The sequence below is a fragment of the Streptomyces sp. NBC_00193 genome (assembly GCF_026342735.1).
Lineage (GTDB): Bacteria > Actinomycetota > Actinomycetes > Streptomycetales > Streptomycetaceae > Streptomyces > Streptomyces stoeckheimensis.
The window spans coordinates 1,165,657-1,181,427 of the sequence record NZ_JAPEMM010000001.1 but is presented as its reverse complement, the minus strand read 5'-3'; the positions used below and the strand labels follow the sequence as shown (position 1 = coordinate 1,181,427).

15 protein-coding genes are annotated in these 15,771 nt (G+C 68.6%); 12 read left to right on the top strand and 3 right to left on the bottom strand.

All coding sequences use genetic code 11. The annotated features are described in order from the left end of the window. The first annotated feature begins 66 nt into the window (after window positions 1–66). The 12 genes from glyA (at window position 67) to OG898_RS04780 (ending at window position 11,406) form a co-directional block, all read left to right on the top strand. Window positions 67–1,299, top strand: coding sequence for a serine hydroxymethyltransferase (glyA, locus tag OG898_RS04835; RefSeq protein WP_266955161.1), 1,233 nt, complete (start codon window positions 67–69; stop codon window positions 1,297–1,299). A 104-nt stretch (window positions 1,300–1,403) separates the two neighbouring features. Next, window positions 1,404–2,738, top strand: a complete 1,335-nt coding sequence (locus OG898_RS04830) for an MraY family glycosyltransferase (RefSeq protein WP_266960082.1) — start codon at window positions 1,404–1,406, stop codon at window positions 2,736–2,738. 274 nt (window positions 2,739–3,012) lie between these two features. After that, window positions 3,013–3,450: a hypothetical protein gene (locus OG898_RS04825; RefSeq protein WP_266955159.1), complete on the top strand. Its 438-nt coding sequence runs from the start codon at window positions 3,013–3,015 to the stop codon at window positions 3,448–3,450. Window positions 3,451–3,690: 240 nt separating this feature from the next. Further along, window positions 3,691–4,500: a F0F1 ATP synthase subunit A gene (gene atpB / locus OG898_RS04820; protein WP_266960080.1), complete on the top strand. Its 810-nt coding sequence runs from the start codon at window positions 3,691–3,693 to the stop codon at window positions 4,498–4,500. A gap of 81 nt (window positions 4,501–4,581) precedes the next feature. Further along, window positions 4,582–4,818, top strand: coding sequence for a F0F1 ATP synthase subunit C (locus tag OG898_RS04815; RefSeq protein WP_266955157.1), 237 nt, complete (start codon window positions 4,582–4,584; stop codon window positions 4,816–4,818). Between the two features lie 42 nt (window positions 4,819–4,860). Then, window positions 4,861–5,403, top strand: coding sequence for a F0F1 ATP synthase subunit B (locus tag OG898_RS04810; protein WP_266955155.1), 543 nt, complete (start codon window positions 4,861–4,863; stop codon window positions 5,401–5,403). Continuing rightward, complete coding sequence (locus OG898_RS04805) at window positions 5,400–6,215, top strand: F0F1 ATP synthase subunit delta (protein WP_266955153.1); 816 nt, start codon at window positions 5,400–5,402, stop codon at window positions 6,213–6,215. The genes OG898_RS04810 and OG898_RS04805 overlap by 4 nt, the downstream gene beginning before the upstream one ends. A 130-nt stretch (window positions 6,216–6,345) precedes the next feature. Next, on the top strand, window positions 6,346–7,941 hold the full coding sequence (gene atpA / locus OG898_RS04800; RefSeq protein ID WP_266955151.1) for a F0F1 ATP synthase subunit alpha: 1,596 nt from the start codon (window positions 6,346–6,348) through the stop codon (window positions 7,939–7,941). A gap of 20 nt (window positions 7,942–7,961) precedes the next feature. Further along, a complete protein-coding gene (locus OG898_RS04795) occupies window positions 7,962–8,879 on the top strand; it encodes a F0F1 ATP synthase subunit gamma (protein ID WP_266955149.1) in 918 nt (305 codons plus the stop codon). Next, window positions 8,879–10,321: a F0F1 ATP synthase subunit beta gene (gene atpD, locus OG898_RS04790; RefSeq protein WP_266955147.1), complete on the top strand. Its 1,443-nt coding sequence runs from the start codon at window positions 8,879–8,881 to the stop codon at window positions 10,319–10,321. Before OG898_RS04795 ends, atpD begins: the two co-directional genes overlap by 1 nt. 129 nt (window positions 10,322–10,450) lie before the next feature. Then, window positions 10,451–10,825 (top strand): F0F1 ATP synthase subunit epsilon, encoded by a 375-nt coding sequence (locus OG898_RS04785; protein ID WP_250744739.1) that lies wholly within the window; start codon window positions 10,451–10,453, stop codon window positions 10,823–10,825. Between the two features lie 131 nt (window positions 10,826–10,956). Next, window positions 10,957–11,406 (top strand): DUF2550 domain-containing protein, encoded by a 450-nt coding sequence (locus tag OG898_RS04780; protein ID WP_250744740.1) that lies wholly within the window; start codon window positions 10,957–10,959, stop codon window positions 11,404–11,406. A gap of 81 nt (window positions 11,407–11,487) precedes the next feature. Here OG898_RS04780 and OG898_RS04775 read toward each other — a convergent pair whose 3' ends face one another. The 3 genes from OG898_RS04775 to OG898_RS04765 all read right to left on the bottom strand — a co-directional run bounded on the left by OG898_RS04775 (window position 11,488) and on the right by OG898_RS04765 (window position 15,723). Beyond that, complete coding sequence (locus tag OG898_RS04775) at window positions 11,488–13,617, bottom strand: glycoside hydrolase family 18 chitinase (protein WP_266955144.1); 2,130 nt, start codon at window positions 13,615–13,617, stop codon at window positions 11,488–11,490. Between the two features lie 202 nt (window positions 13,618–13,819). Beyond that, on the bottom strand, window positions 13,820–14,461 hold the full coding sequence (locus tag OG898_RS04770) for a response regulator transcription factor (protein WP_266955142.1): 642 nt from the start codon (window positions 14,459–14,461) through the stop codon (window positions 13,820–13,822). Then, window positions 14,458–15,723: a sensor histidine kinase gene (locus OG898_RS04765; protein ID WP_250744814.1), complete on the bottom strand. Its 1,266-nt coding sequence runs from the start codon at window positions 15,721–15,723 to the stop codon at window positions 14,458–14,460. The genes OG898_RS04770 and OG898_RS04765 overlap by 4 nt, the downstream gene beginning before the upstream one ends. Window positions 15,724–15,771 lie beyond the last annotated feature (48 nt).

The following is a 15,771-nucleotide window of genomic DNA, read 5'->3' as shown; positions in this document are numbered from 1 at the left end:
CGGGACGGGCGGGCCCGGCCTACAGTGGCTGGTACCCGGTATGAGGTACCCCCCTGGAGTCGCGCCATGAGCGTCATCACCGAGCCGATGGACCTGCTGCGGCAGCAGGATCCCCAGATGGCCGACGTGCTCGCCGGCGAGGCACAGCGGCAGGCGGGCTCCCTGCAGCTGATCGCCGCCGAGAACTTCACCTCTCCCGCCGTGCTCACCGCACTGGGATCGCCGCTCGCCAACAAGTACGCCGAGGGGTATCCCGGCGCCCGCCACCACGGCGGCTGCGAGTACGCCGACCTCGCCGAGCAGATCGCCGTCGAGCGGGCCCGCGCCCTCTTCGGCGCCGAGCACGCGAACGTGCAGCCGCACTCCGGATCCGCCGCCGTGCTCGCCGCGTACGCCGCGCTGCTGCGGCCCGGGGACACCGTGCTGGCCATGGCGCTCACCTCCGGGGGCCACCTCACCCACGGGTCGCCCGCCAACTTCTCCGGGCGCTGGTTCGACTTCGTCGGGTACGGAGTGGACGCCGCGACGGGGCTCATCGACTACGCCCGGGTGCAGCGGCTCGCGCACGAGCACCGGCCCAAGGCCATCGTGTGCGGGTCCATCTCCTATCCGCGGCACCCCGAGTACTCCGTGTTCCGGGAGATCGCCGACGAGGTCGGGGCCTTCCTGATCGCCGACGCCGCCCACCCCATCGGACTCGTGGCCGGCGGGGCCGCACCCAGCCCCGTGCCCTACGCCGACATCGTCGTGGCCACCACCCACAAGGTGCTCCGGGGTCCGCGCGGCGGGATGATCCTGTGCGGGAACGAGTTCGCGGAGCGGATCGACCGGGCGGTGTTCCCCTTCACCCAGGGCGGCCCGCAGATGCACAGCATCGCCGCCAAGGCCGTGGCCTTCGGCGAGGCCGCCGGGCCCGCCTTCACCTCGTACGCGCACCGGGTGGTCGCCAACGGCCGCGCCCTGGCCGACGGGCTCGCCGCCCGCGGGTTCGCGATCACGACCGGGGGCACCGACACCCACCTGATCACCGCCGACCCCGCACCGCTGGGCGTCGACGGCGCGGGCGCCCGGGGCCGGCTGGCCGCCGCCGGCATCGTGCTGGACACCTGCGCCCTTCCGTACGGCGACCAGCGCGGGATCCGCCTCGGCACCGCGGCGGTGACCACGCAGGGCATGGGGGAGGCCGAGATGGGCCGGATCGCCGAGCTGTTCACGGCCGCGCTGACCGGCGGGGAGCCCGCGAAGATCCGTAGCGACGTCAACGAGCTGGTGGTCAATTTTCCGCCGTATGGGGTTTAAGCGGGGCAAGAGCGGCGTACCGCAACCGGGATACCGCCCCTGCGCGTCCCCGACAGTGAGTACATCGCAGCTAGTGTGTGGGGCTGAGATGGCCGGCGATACATCTGGGGCAGCCCGTGCGTGAATATCTGCTGACGCTTTGCGTCACGGTCGCGGTGACTTATCTACTCACCGGGCCCGTGCGGAAGTTCGCGATCGCCGTGGGGGCGATGCCCGAGATCCGTGCCCGCGACGTCCACCGGGAGCCCACTCCGCGGCTCGGCGGCATCGCGATGTTCGGCGGACTGTGCGCCGGCCTGCTCGTCGCGGACCACCTGAAGAACCTCAACGGGGTCTTCGAGCTGTCGAACGAGCCGCGGGCCCTGCTCTCCGGTGCGGCCCTGATCTGGCTGGTCGGCGTGCTCGACGACAAGTTCGAGCTCGACGCCCTGATCAAACTCGGCGCCCAGATGATCTCCGCCGGCGTGATGTGCATGCAGGGCCTGACCATCCTGTGGATCCCGGTCCCCGGAGTCGGCTCGGTCTCGCTCACCCCCTGGCAGGGCAACCTGCTCACCGTGGCCCTCGTGGTGATCACCATCAACGCGGTGAACTTCGTGGACGGCCTCGACGGCCTCGCCGCCGGCATGGTCTGCATCGCGACCTGCGCGTTCTTCCTCTACGCCTACCGCATCTGGTTCGGCTACGGGATCGAGGCGGCCGCGCCCGCGACCCTCTTCGCCGCCATCCTGATGGGCATGTGCCTGGGCTTCCTGCCGCACAACATGCACCCCGCCCGCATCTTCATGGGCGACTCCGGCTCGATGCTCATCGGCCTGGTGCTGGCCGCGGCCGCCATCTCCGTCACCGGACAGGTGGACCCGGACGCGATGGCGCTGTTCGTCGGCGGCGAGCGCAACGCGACCCACGCGATGCTGCCGGTCTTCATCCCGCTGATCCTGCCGCTCACGATCATCGCGATCCCGATGACGGACCTGGTCCTCGCCATCGTGCGGCGCACCTGGAAGGGCCAGTCGCCCTTCGCCGCGGACCGCGGGCACCTTCACCACCGGCTCCTGGAACTCGGGCATTCGCACAGCCGCGCGGTGCTCATCATGTACTTCTGGTCAGGATTGATCGCCTTCGGCACCGTGGCGTACTCCGTGCATTCCGCCTCGATGTGGATCGTGCTGGCGATCTCCGGGCTGAGCGCCGTGGGCCTGCTGCTGCTCCTGCTGCCGCGCTTCACCCCGCGTGCCCCGCGCTGGGCGGAGCGGCTGGTCCCGCCGCGCTACCGGCACGCGGAACGGGCCGCGGAGGCCGCCCTGCAGGACGATGCGGCGGCGGAGCCGGAGCCGGCCCGGCCGATCGTGGCGGGTGTGTCCGGCGTCAACGGGGCGACCGCCATTGGCCCCCGTTCGCGCTTCCCCGACCGGCGTAAGGCAGGGTCCTCCCGCTGACGTCCGGAGCGCATGTCGGATATGAACGCCCTTTACCAGACAAGCCGCTTGCGTGTCGCGCACACACGCGCAGGGTCACTCTCATGTGTGACAGTCGGCACACCCTCCGAGTAAAGCTCTCATCAAATACTTTGTGATACCGTTCACTAAACCCGGCGACAGAGCCGAAGGACCGTAGTGCGACGGTCCATTGGCCCGAGGTTCTCTCTCGGACCGGGCTTACGCTCGTCCTGTACGAGTCCCGTGCCCCCACCACCACGCGGAGCAAACCGCCATGCGGTCAGATGACGTCCGATCCCTCCTGCAATCCGCCGTTCCCACGGCTGTCGCCGGCGCTCTCGCCGCCGTCATCAGTGGGATCGTCGCCGGTGGCAAGGGGGCCGTGGGCGCCGTCGTCGCGACGGTCGTGGTGATGCTGTTCATGGGCATCGGATTCCTCGTACTGCAGCGCACGGCGAAATCACTGCCGCACCTGTTCCAGGCCATGGGGCTCATGCTCTACACGGCCCAGATCCTGCTGCTCTTCGTCTTTCTCGCCGTGTTCAAGAACACGACGCTGTTCAACCCCAAGGCCTTCGCGATCACGCTCGTCGCCACCACCCTCGTGTGGATCGGCGCACAGGCTCGTGCTCATATGAAGGCCAAGATCCTCTACGTCGAACCGGATTCGATGAAGGGCGACAAGCCCGGAAATTCGGGTCAGAAGTCGTGAGGGGTAGGGGCGGAATAAGTGCGCGTTCGAGATGCTGCTATCGTCCGGTTTCAACTGCGGCATTGCGGGCGCGGGCATCTGAGCTGACGCCTGTTCCATCGCGAGGCTCGATGCCTGACTGTCGCCCCACCATCCGTAACACCAGTCCAGTGCCGAACCGCGGCTGCACGCCGCGCCGACACAACGAGGTTGCCGTACCTATGCGCCACGCTGAAGGAGCCTGCGGTGAGTGCTGCTGACATGACGCTCGCCTTCGATATCAATTGTCATTTCGAAGACGGCACTGGCTGCGGCTTCCCGGGCCCGACCCTGTACTCGTTCCTGTTCAAGCCGATCTTCGGTGACGCCGACAGCAACCTGTACTTCAACAAGACGATGCTGCTGGCCCTCCTGGGCTCGCTCGTCATCGTGGCCTTCTTCTGGGCCGCGTTCCGGAAGCCGAAGGTCGTACCGGGCAAGCTTCAGATGGTCGCCGAGGCGGGCTACGACTTCGTACGCCGCGGCATCGTCTACGAGACGCTCGGCAAGAAGGAAGGCGAGAAGTACGTCCCCTTCATGGTCGCGACGTTCTTCTTCGTCTGGATCATGAACCTGTGGTCGATCGTGCCGCTCGCCCAGTTCCCGGTGACTGCCGTCATCGCGTACCCGGCCGGCCTCGCCCTCGTCATCTACGTGATGTGGATGTCGGTGACATTCAAGCGCCACGGCTTCGTGGGCGGCTTCAAGAACATCACCGGCTACGACAAGTCCCTCGGCCCGATCCTGCCGATGGTCATGGTGATCGAGTTCTTCTCGAACGTCATCGTCCGACCCTTCACTCACGCGGTCCGACTGTTCGCGAACATGTTCGCCGGCCACACGCTGCTGCTGCTGTTCACGATCGCGAGCTGGTACCTGCTGAACGGGATCGGCATCGCTTACGCGGGCGTCTCGTTCGTCATGGTCATCGTGATGACCGCGTTCGAACTCTTCATCCAGGCTGTCCAGGCGTACGTCTTCGTCCTCCTGGCCTGCAGCTTCCTGCAGGGCGCGCTCGCCGAACACCACTGAGCCACAGCCCGCTCCTGCAATCCCCCCGAATCGTCCGGTGGCCAACCCCCACCGGTCCATGAAAGAGAAGGAAGAACTGGCATGTCCCAGATCCTCGCTGCTGCCACCGAAGGCGTCACCGGCTCCCTCAGCTCTGTCGGCTACGGTCTCGCGGCCATCGGCCCGGGCGTCGGCGTCGGCATCATCTTCGGTAACGGCACGCAGGCTCTTGCCCGTCAGCCCGAGGCTGCCGGTCTGATCCGCGCCAACCAGATCCTCGGCTTCGCCTTCTGTGAGGCGCTCGCCCTCATCGGTCTGGTCATGCCGTTCGTCTACTAAGACGAACTCAACGACTAGTCCGAATCGACGAAAGGCACTGATGTGAACCTCCTGGTTCTCGCGGCCGAGGAGCCGGGTAACCCCCTCGTCCCGCCGATCCCCGAGCTTGTCATCGGTCTGATCGCCTTCGTCATCGTCTTCGGTTTCCTCGCGAAGAAGCTCCTCCCGAACATCAACAAGGTTCTGGACGAGCGCCGCGAGGCCATCGAAGGCGGTATCGAAAAGGCTGAGGCCGCTCAGACCGAGGCTCAGAGCGTGCTGGAGCAGTACAAGGCCCAGCTCGCCGAAGCCCGGCACGAGGCCGCTCGCCTGCGCCAGGACGCTCTGGAGCAGGGCACTGCGCTCAAGGAAGAACTGCGCGCAGAGGGCCAGCGGCAGCGTGAGGAGATCATCGCTGCCGGTCACGCCCAGATCGCGGCTGACCGCAAGGCCGCCTCTTCCGCTCTCCGTCAGGACGTCGGCAAGCTGGCGACCGACCTGGCCGGAAAGCTTGTCGGTGAGTCCCTCGAGGACCACGCCCGGCAGAGCCGCACGATCGACCGTTTCCTCAGCGAGCTTGAGGAGAAGGCCGAGGCCGCCCGATGAACGGAGCGAGCCGCGACGCGCTGGCCACCGCCCGCGAGCGTCTCGACGCGCTGACGGACAACACGTCCGTCGACGCGGCGAAGCTCGCCGGCGACCTGGCGGCCGTCACCGCGCTGCTCGACCGTGAGGTCTCGCTGCGTCGGGTCATCACGGACCCGGCGCAGTCCGGCGAGGCCAAGGCCGAGCTGGCCGGTCGTCTGCTCGGCGGCCAGGTGGGCGGGGAAGCCCTCGACCTGGTGTCCGGCATGGTCCGGTCCCGCTGGTCGCAGTCCCGTGACCTGGTCGACTCGCTCGAGGTCCTGGCGGCCACCGCCGACCTCACGGCGGCCCAGACCAGCGGAGGCCTCGACGACGTCGAGGACGAGCTGTTCCGGTTCGGCCGGATCGTCACCTCGAACACCGAGCTGCGCGCAGCACTGACCGACCGGTCGGCCACCGCCGCCGCCAAGAGCCAGCTGCTCCGCAGCCTGCTCGGCGGCAAGGCGAACGCCGTCACCGAGCGGCTGGTCACGCGTCTCGTCACGCACCCGCGTGGACGTAGCCTGGAAGCGGGCCTCGAGTCCCTTTCGAAGGTCGCCGCCGAGCGCCGTGGCCGCATGGTCGCCACCGTGACCAGCGCGGTTCCGCTCAGCGACGTCCAGAAGCAGCGTCTCGGCGCGGTGCTGGCCAAGCTGTACGGCCGCCCGATGCACCTGAACCTCGACGTGGACCCGACGGTCCTCGGCGGAATCTCGGTGCGGGTCGGCGACGAGGTCATCGACGGCACCATCGCGGACCGCATCGCCGAGGCGTCGCGCCGCATGGCCGGCTGACCAGCCACAAATTAGTACGAAGCATTCCTAGCGGCCCGGTTGGGCCGTGCAGAACTTGCAGAAGATTCCTGGGGGTCGCCCCCAGACCCCTAAGAAGCTTCAGGCCCAACAAGGAGAGCAGGGAACCCAGATGGCGGAGCTCACGATCCGGCCGGAGGAGATCCGGGACGCACTGGAGAACTTTGTCCAGTCGTACCAGCCGGACGCGGCCTCGCGCGAGGAGGTCGGAACGGTCAGCGTTGCCGGCGACGGCATCGCGAAGGTGGAGGGCCTGCCCTCCGCCATGGCGAACGAACTGCTGAAGTTCGAGGACGGAACCCTCGGTCTCGCCCTGAACCTCGACGAGCGCGAGATCGGTGCGGTCGTCCTCGGCGAGTTCAGCGGTATCGAGGAGGGCCAGCCGGTGCAGCGCACCGGTGAGGTGCTCTCCGTCGGCGTCGGCGAGGGTTACCTCGGCCGCGTTGTCGACCCGCTCGGCAACCCGATCGACGGTCTCGGCGAGATCGCGACCGAGGGCCGCCGCGCCCTCGAGCTGCAGGCCCCCGGCGTCATGGTCCGCAAGTCGGTCCACGAGCCGATGCAGACCGGCTACAAGGCCATCGACGCGATGGTGCCGGTCGGCCGTGGTCAGCGTCAGCTGATCATCGGTGACCGCCAGACCGGCAAGACCGCTCTTGCCGTCGACACGATCATCAACCAGCGCGACAACTGGCGCTCGGGCGACGTGAACAAGCAGGTTCGCTGCATCTACGTCGCCATCGGCCAGAAGGGCTCGACCATCGCGTCCGTTCGCGGCGCCCTGGAAGACGCCGGTGCGCTCGAGTACACGACGATCGTCGCCGCCCCGGCGTCCGACCCGGCCGGCTTCAAGTACCTGGCGCCGTACACCGGTTCGGCCATCGGCCAGCACTGGATGTACGCCGGCAAGCACGTCCTGATCATCTTCGACGACCTGTCGAAGCAGGCCGACGCCTACCGCGCCGTGTCGCTGCTGCTGCGCCGTCCGCCGGGCCGCGAGGCCTACCCGGGCGACGTCTTCTACTTGCACTCCCGTCTGCTGGAGCGTTGCGCCAAGCTCTCCGACGACATGGGTGCCGGTTCGATGACCGGTCTGCCGATCGTCGAGACCAAGGCGAACGACGTGTCGGCGTTCATCCCGACCAACGTCATCTCCATCACCGACGGCCAGTGCTTCCTGGAGTCCGACCTGTTCAACGCGGGCCAGCGCCCGGCGCTGAACGTCGGTATCTCGGTCTCCCGTGTCGGTGGCTCGGCCCAGCACAAGGCCATGAAGCAGGTTTCCGGCCGTCTGCGCCTGGACCTCGCCCAGTACCGTGAGCTGGAGGCGTTCGCCGCCTTCGGTTCCGACCTGGACGCCGCGTCGAAGGCCTCGCTGGAGCGCGGCAAGCGTCTGGTGGAGCTGCTGAAGCAGGGCCAGTACCAGCCGATGCCCGTCGAGGAGCAGGTCGTCTCCGTCTGGGCCGGCACCACCGGCAAGATGGACGACGTCCCGGTCAACGACATCCGTCGCTTCGAGGCGGAGCTGCTGGACCACCTGCGCCTCGAGCGCAAGGAGCTCCTCACCTCCATCGCGGACGGCGGCAAGATGTCGGACGACACTCTGACGTCCATCGCCGACGCCATCGCCAACTTCAAGCGGCAGTTCGAGACCTCGGACGGCAAGCTCCTGGGCGAGGACGTACCGGCCGTCAACGTCTCCAAGTGACGACGGAAGGGACCTGACTCATGGGAGCGCAGCTCCGGGTCTACAAGCGTCGCATCCGTGCCATCACGGCGACCAAGAAGATCACCAAGGCGATGGAGATGATCGCCGCCTCGCGCATCGTCAAGGCGCAGCGCAAGGTGGCGGCGTCGATGCCGTACGCGACCGAGCTCACCCGTGCGGTGACCGCGGTGGCGACCGGTTCGAACACCAAGCACGCCCTGACCACGGAGGTCGAGGCGCCGGTGCGCGCCGCGATCGTGCTCATCACGAGCGACCGCGGTCTGGCCGGCGGCTACTCCTCGAACGCCATCAAGCAGGCGGAGCGGCTCACCGAGCGGCTGCGCGGCGAGGGCAAGGAGGTCGACACCTACATCGTCGGCCGCAAGGGTGTCGCCTACTACGGGTTCCGTGAGCGCAAGGTCACGGAGTCGTGGACGGGCTTCACCGACAGCCCGGCCTACGCCGACGCCAAGCGCGTCGCGGCGCCGCTGATCGAGGCCATCCAGACGGTTACGGCCGAGGGTGGCGTCGACGAGCTGCACATCGTCTACACGGAATTCGTGTCGATGATGACGCAGAACGCGGTGGACGGCCGGATGCTGCCGCTCAGCCTCGACAAGGCTGCGGAGGAGAGCGGTACGAAGGGCGAGATCCTTCCGCTGTTCGACTTCGAGCCGTCGGCGGAGGACGTCCTCGACGCCCTTCTGCCGCGCTACGTCGAGAGCCGCATCTACAACGCACTGCTGCAGTCGGCCGCTTCCGAGCACGCCGCCCGCCGCCGCGCGATGAAGTCGGCTACCGACAACGCCGGGGATCTCATCAAGAGCCTCTCCCGGCTTGCCAACGCGGCCCGCCAGGCCGAAATCACCCAGGAAATCAGCGAGATCGTCGGTGGCGCGAGCGCCATGGCTGACGCGACCGCGGGGAGTGACAAGTAATGACGACCACTGTTGAGACGGCCGCCGCCACGGGCCGCGTCGCCCGGGTCATCGGCCCGGTCGTCGACGTGGAGTTCCCCGTCGACGCCATGCCCGAGATCTACAACGCCCTCAAGGTCCAGGTCGCCGACCCGGCCGAGGACGGCAAGCTCAAGACCCTGACCCTCGAGGTCGCGCAGCACCTGGGTGACGGCCTCGTCCGTACCATCTCGATGCAGCCGACCGACGGTCTGGTCCGCCAGGCCGCGGTGACCGACACGGGCGAGGGCATCACCGTCCCCGTCGGTGACTTCACCAAGGGCAAGGTGTTCAACACCCTCGGTGAGGTGCTGAACTACCCGGAGGAGAACGCCAACGTCACCGAGCGCTGGCCGATCCACCGCAAGGCGCCCCGCTTCGACGAGCTCGAGTCGAAGACCGAGATGTTCGAGACCGGCGTCAAGGTCATCGACCTTCTCACCCCGTACGTCAAGGGTGGAAAGATCGGTCTGTTCGGTGGTGCCGGTGTCGGCAAGACCGTTCTGATCCAGGAAATGATCTACCGCGTCGCCAACAACCACGACGGTGTGTCGGTCTTCGCGGGCGTCGGTGAGCGTACCCGTGAGGGCAACGACCTCATCGAGGAAATGGCCGAGTCCGGCGTCATCGACAAGACGGCGCTTGTCTTCGGTCAGATGGACGAGCCCCCGGGCACCCGTCTTCGCGTCGCGCTTGCCGGTCTGACCATGGCGGAGTACTTCCGCGATGTGCAGAAGCAGGACGTGCTCTTCTTCATCGACAACATCTTCCGTTACACCCAGGCCGGTTCGGAGGTGTCGACCCTTCTGGGCCGCATGCCGTCCGCCGTGGGTTACCAGCCGAACCTGGCTGACGAGATGGGTCTGCTGCAGGAGCGCATCACCTCGACCCGCGGTCACTCGATCACCTCGATGCAGGCGATCTACGTCCCCGCGGACGACCTGACCGACCCGGCGCCGGCCACCACCTTCGCCCACCTCGACGCGACGACGGTTCTTTCCCGTCCGATCTCCGAGAAGGGCATCTACCCGGCCGTGGACCCGCTGGACTCGACGTCCCGCATCCTCGACCCGCGGTACATCGCGGCGGACCACTACGCCACGGCGATGCGCGTCAAGGGGATCCTGCAGAAGTACAAGGACCTCCAGGACATCATCGCGATCCTCGGTATCGACGAGCTGGGCGAGGAGGACAAGCTCGTTGTCCACCGTGCCCGTCGTGTCGAGCGCTTCCTGTCGCAGAACACGCACGTCGCCAAGCAGTTCACCGGCGTCGACGGTTCGGACGTTCCGCTCGACGAGTCGATCGTGGCCTTCAACGCGATCTGCGACGGAGACTACGACCACTTCCCCGAGCAGGCGTTCTTCCTGTGCGGTGGCATTGAGGACCTCAAGGCCAACGCCAAGGAGCTGGGCGTCTCCTGAAGCCGCGCTCATCCGTGAGCACAGCTGAATGACGGAGAGGGGCGGGTGTGTCCCGTCCCTCTCCTCACGCCCATTAGAATTTGACCCAACACCCGGCCATTCCGCCGGGTGGTGACCCGAGGAGCCACCATGGCTGCTGAGCTGCACGTCGAGCTGGTCGCGGCGGACCGGAATGTCTGGTCCGGCGAGGCCACCCTGGTTGTCGCCCGCACCACGTCCGGCGACATCGGCGTCATGCCCGGTCACCAGCCGCTTCTCGGTGTGCTGGAATCGGGCCCGGTGACCATCCGTACCGTCGAGGGCAACACTGTTGTCGCCGCGGTGCACGGCGGATTCATCTCGTTCGCGGACAACAAGTTGTCGCTGCTGGCCGAGATCGCCGAGCTTGCCGACGAGATCGACGTCGAGCGGGCGGAGCGGGCACTGGAGCGCGCGAAGGCGGAGACCGATGCGGTCTCCGAGCGTCGCGCCGATGTCCGGCTGCGCGCGGTTTCGGGGCGCTGAGCCCCGGTACCGGTAAGAGTTTGAAACCTCAGCCGCGGCCTGTTCCGGAATTTTCCGGACCGGGTCGCGGCTGAGGCGATGCAGGTCGTTTTTCGTTTTGGGTATTCGATGAGCGAGGAGGTCGGTGAAAGATGCTCCTCGCTCTGCTTGTGAGCGGCCTGGTCGTAGTAGCCCTGGTGGTGATCGGGCTGTTTGTGTTCGGGCTGCGCCGCAGGCTGATCCAGCGCTCCGGCGGCACCTTCGACTGCAGCATGCGCTGGGGCGTGTCCGAGGAACCGGACGTCTCCGGCAAGGGCTGGGTGTACGGGGTCGCGCGCTACAGCGGTGACCGCATCGACTGGTTCCGCGTCTTCAGCTACTCCCCGCGGCCGCGCCGGCTGCTGGAGCGGGCCTCCATCGAGGTCATCGCCCGCCGTGCGCCCGAGGGCGAGGAGGAGCTGGCCCTGCTCTCCGACGCCGTCGTCCTGTGCTGCTCGCACCGCGGCACCCGGCTGGAGCTGGCGATGAGCGATGACGCGCTGACCGGTTTCCTGGCCTGGCTGGAGGCCGCGCCGCCCGGGCAGCGGGTGAACGTCGCCTGAGGCGTGACACACGAGAAGCCGGAGGGACGGGGGCGGACCCGTCCCTCCGGCTTCGTCTTGTCACCGGTCAGTGCGTGGGGCTCACTGCAGGCCGGTGTGGATCGCGTTCGCGAGCTCACCGTTCGTGGTGTCTCCGCTGAACTCCCAGAAGAAGGCTCCCCGCAGATTCTGCTGCTTGGTCCAGGTCATCTTCGAGGCGATGGTGGCGGGGGTGTCGTAGCTCCACCAGTTGCTGCCGCACTTGGCGTAGGCCGTGCCGGCGACGGTGCCGGTCGACGGGCAGGAGTTCTTGAGGACCTTGTAGTCCTCGATGCCCTGCTCGTAGGTGCCGGCGGCCGGTCCGGTGGCGGTGCCGCCGGGGGTGGCCTGGGTGACGCCGGTCCAGCCGCGGCCGTAGAAGCCGATGCCGAGGTTGAGCTTCGAGCCGGAGATGCCCTTGCCCTTGAGCTTGGTGATGGCGGCCTCGGAGTTGAAGCCGGCGATCGGGATGCCGCTGTACGAGGTGAGCGGCGAGTGCGGGGCGGTCGGGCCCTTGGCGTCCCACGCGCCGAAGAAGTCGTACGTCATGACGTTGTAGAAGTCGGTGTACTGGGCCGCGCCCGCGTAGTCCGCGAGGTCGAGCTTGCCGCCGTTGGAGCCGTCCGCGGAGATCGCGGCGGTCACCAGGTTGTTCGCGCCGAACTTGGCGCGCATGGCCTGCATCATGTTCTTGAAGGACGCGGCGCCGCTGGTGTCGCAGGACAGGCCGCAGGCGTTCGGGTACTCCCAGTCCAGGTCGATGCCGTCGAAGACGTCGGCCCAGCGCGGGTCCTCGACCAGGTTGTAGCAGGAGTTCGCGAAGGCGGTGGGGTTGGCCGCGGCCTGGCCGAAGCCGCCGGACCAGGTCCAGCCGCCGAAGGACCACAGCACCTTGATGTTCGGGTACTGCTTCTTGAGCTTGCGCAGCTGGTTGAAGTTGCCGCGCAGCGGCTGGTCCCAGGTGTCGGCGACGCCGTCGACGCTCTGGTCGGCGGTGTACGCCTTGTCGTAGTCGGCGTAGGCGTCACCGATGGTGCAGGCGCCGCCCTGGACGTTGCCGAAGGCGTAGTTGATGTGTGTGATCTTCGCGGCGGAGCCGGAGGTGACCAGGTTCTTCACGTGGTAGTTGCGCCCGTAGACGCCCCAGTTGGTGAAGTAGCCCAGCTTGACCGGGCCGCCCGGCGGCGGGTCGATCGGGCCGCCCGGGGTGGTCACGGCCAGGGTGCCGGAGGAGGGGCCGGTCTGGTCGATGGTGTCGCGGGCGGTCACGCTGTAGGTGTAGCTGGTGCCCTTGGTCAGGCCCGAGTCGTTGTACGACGTGCCGGTGACGGTCGCGATCTTGGCACCGTTGCGGAAGACGTCGTAGTTCTTGACGCCCTTGTCGTCGGTGGCCGCGGTCCAGCTCAGCGTCAGCCCGGTCTCGCCGACGTTGCTCGCCGTGGGGGTGCCGGGAGCGCCGGGCGGGTTGTCCGTGGGGTTGGTTCCGCCGGTGGTGGTCACCGAGAGGGTGCCGGAGGAGGGGCCGGTCTGGTCGATGGTGTCGCGGGCGGTGACCGTGTAGCCGTACGTCGTGCCCTTGGTCAGGCCCGAGTCGGTGTACGAGGTGCCCGTGACGGTCGCGATCTTGGTGCCGTTGCGGTAGACGTCGTAGTTCTTGATGCCCTTGTCGTCGGTGGCCGCGGCCCAGCCGAGGGTCAGGCCCGTGTCCGTGACGCCGCTGGCCGTGGGGGTGCCGGGGGCGCCGGGCGGGGTGTCGGTGGGGGTGGTGCCGCCGTCGCAGCTGCCGCCGTTGACCTTGCAGCCGCTGGGGGCGCCGGAGCCCGTGCCGTTGAAACCGAAGCTGATGGTGGCGCCCGGGGCGAGGGTGCCGTTCCAGCCGACGTTCTTGCCGGTCCAGTGGGTGCCCGAGCTGGTGACGGTGGCGTCCCAGGCGGAGGTGACGGCGGTGCCGGCCGGGTAGTCCCACTCCACGGCCCAGCTGCTGAGGGTGGTCGTGCCGGTGTTCTTCACCGTCCACTTGCCCTCGAAGCCGGTGCCCCAGTCGGAGACCTTGGTGTACGTCGCGGTGGCGGAGGCGGCCGCCTCGGCGGGACCGGCGAGGGCCACCAGTCCGGCGACGGGCAGGGTGAGGACGGCCAGTGCGGCCGCGACTCTTCGAAACAGCGGTGCGCGTCGTGGGGGTGCTGTGCTCAAGGGTGCTCCTCCGAGGTCCGCAGCGGCCGTGGGGACGGCCGCTGCATGGGGGTGGGACCTGCGCCGCCCGTGAGCGCACCGTATGACGTTTTGTCATGGCACGCTCACCACAGTTGTGCGTGAGAGTAGAAAGGTCTGGACCAACCGTCAAGAGGTCCAGACCTCCCATAGCGACCTCTGATGCATTTCCAGCCGGATCTTGCTAGAGCCCCAACTCCTGTGCCATTACGGCTGCTTGGACCCGGCTGCGCAGTTCCAGTTTGGCCAGCACCCGGCTGACGTGCGTCTTCGCCGTCGCCTCCGCCATCTCCAGGCGCACCGCGATCTCCGCGTTCGACAGCCCCTCGCCCAGGCACCCCAGCACCTCCCGCTCGCGCGGGGTCAGCGACTCCACCGTCGCCGGTACGGGGACCCGTACGGGCCGCGGCGCCGCGAACTCCGCGATCAGCCGGCGGGTCACCGCCGGGGCGATCAGGCCCTCCCCGCGCGCGACGGTCCGTACCGCCGTGATCAGTTCCGCCGCGTCCGCGTCCTTCAGCAGGAAGCCCGACGCGCCCGCCCGCAGTGCGCCGAAGACGTACTCGTCCAGATCGAAGGTGGTGAGCACGAGGACGTCGGCCAGCCCCTCCGCGACCACCTGACGGGTCGCCGAGACCCCGTCCAGGCGCGGCATCTGCACGTCCATGAGCACCAGGTCGGGCCGCAGCTCGCGGGCCAGGCGCACGGCCTCCTCCCCGTCCGCGGCCTCGCCCGCCACCTCTATGTCCCCGGCGCTGCGCAGGATCAGGACCAGCCCGGCCCGTACCGCGCTCTGGTCCTCCGCCACCACGACCCTGATCGTCATGCCCGTACCGCCTCTTCTTCCACGGGCAGCGTCGCCCGGACCCGCCAGACCGCGTCCGCGCGGCCCGCTTCGAATGCCCCGCCCAGCAGTTCCGTCCGCTCACGCATGCCGATCAGGCCGGCGCCGGAGCCGGGTGCGCGGGGGCCGGGGCGGTCCCCGTAGGGGGATTCGACCACGACGTGCAGCGCGCCGGCGCCGCCGGCGGCCCGGCCGCCGCCCGCGGGGCGGTCGCGGGCCAGGCGGACGGTGACCGTGCCCGGAGCGGCGTGCTTGAGGGCATTGGTCAGCGACTCCTGGACGATCCGGTACGCCGCCAGTTCCACCGGGGCGGGCAGCGGCTCACGGGTCGCCCCCCGGGTGTTCCCGGCTTCCGCCGCTTCCCCGGGCCGGTCGTCGCGCAGTACGAAGTCCAGCCCGCTCGCGGCCCCGTTCGTACGGGCCTGCTCCAGCAGGGCGTCCAGCCCGTCCAGCGAAGGCGTGGCGACGGCCTCCTGTCCGGCGCCCGCGTCCCGCAGCAGTCCGATCAGGCGGCGCATCTCGGCCAGTCCCTGGACGCTGTTCTCCCGGATCACCCCGAGCGCCTCGCGGCTGGTGGCGGGGGAGTCGATGGAGAGCGCGGCGGTGGAGTGGATGGCGATGGCGGAGAGGTGGTTGGCCACCATGTCGTGCAGTTCGCGGGCCATCCGGGCCCGCTCGGCGACGACCGCCTGCGACCGGTCCATCTCGGCCAGCAGCGCGGTCTGCTCGGCGCGCAGCCGGGCGGCCACGGCGGCCTCCCGGTGGTTGCGCAGGGTGGCGCCGGTCAATGCCGGTCCGAAGCTCACGATGCCGGTGACCACGCCGATCAGCAGCGCCTGCGGGGTGCGCAGCCAGGCCACGGCGGCGATGGTGACGGCGACGGTGATCAGGCCGGTCTGGACCGGGAGGCGGCGGGCCATGGCCGGTTTGCCGTAGACGACGGCCGCGTACATCAGGTCGGTGAAGATCAGGACGGTGGCCAGGTTCCCCACGGTGAACTGGTCGGCGATCAGCCCCGCGGTGCCGACCGCCAGCGTCACCCGGGGCATGCTGCGGCGCAGCAGCTCCATCGGGCCGAGGACGAGGAGCGGCACCAGGGCGGCCCAGGCCGGGAGCAGGTCCCGGCTGGGGGAGCTGTGCACCCCGAGCGACCACAGGAGCAGGCCGGCGGCCACGCTGCACCCGGCGAGCAGTACGTCGTCGCGGTGCGGGGGCGGGATCTTGAGGGTCACGGACCCATCCAACAGGCTGCGGCGGGGCCGGGCGTCGCCATCGGGGCTGCCTTTCGGACG

Excerpts from the sequence above, each read along its gene's own strand:
- OG898_RS04805 (WP_266955153.1), top strand. The coding sequence starts at position 5,400 with ATGAACGGAGCGAGCCGCGACGCGCTGGCCACCGCCCGCGAGCGTCTC.
- atpD (WP_266955147.1), top strand. The coding sequence starts at position 8,879 with ATGACGACCACTGTTGAGACGGCCGCCGCCACGGGCCGCGTCGCCCGG.
- OG898_RS04825 (WP_266955159.1), top strand. The coding sequence starts at position 3,013 with ATGCGGTCAGATGACGTCCGATCCCTCCTGCAATCCGCCGTTCCCACG.
- atpA (WP_266955151.1), top strand. The coding sequence starts at position 6,346 with ATGGCGGAGCTCACGATCCGGCCGGAGGAGATCCGGGACGCACTGGAG.
- glyA (WP_266955161.1), top strand. The coding sequence starts at position 67 with ATGAGCGTCATCACCGAGCCGATGGACCTGCTGCGGCAGCAGGATCCC.
- OG898_RS04795 (WP_266955149.1), top strand. The coding sequence starts at position 7,962 with ATGGGAGCGCAGCTCCGGGTCTACAAGCGTCGCATCCGTGCCATCACG.
- OG898_RS04785 (WP_250744739.1), top strand. The coding sequence starts at position 10,451 with ATGGCTGCTGAGCTGCACGTCGAGCTGGTCGCGGCGGACCGGAATGTC.
- atpB (WP_266960080.1), top strand. The coding sequence starts at position 3,691 with ATGACGCTCGCCTTCGATATCAATTGTCATTTCGAAGACGGCACTGGC.
- OG898_RS04815 (WP_266955157.1), top strand. The coding sequence starts at position 4,582 with ATGTCCCAGATCCTCGCTGCTGCCACCGAAGGCGTCACCGGCTCCCTC.
- OG898_RS04780 (WP_250744740.1), top strand. The coding sequence starts at position 10,957 with ATGCTCCTCGCTCTGCTTGTGAGCGGCCTGGTCGTAGTAGCCCTGGTG.
- OG898_RS04770 (WP_266955142.1), bottom strand. The coding sequence starts at position 14,461 with ATGACGATCAGGGTCGTGGTGGCGGAGGACCAGAGCGCGGTACGGGCC.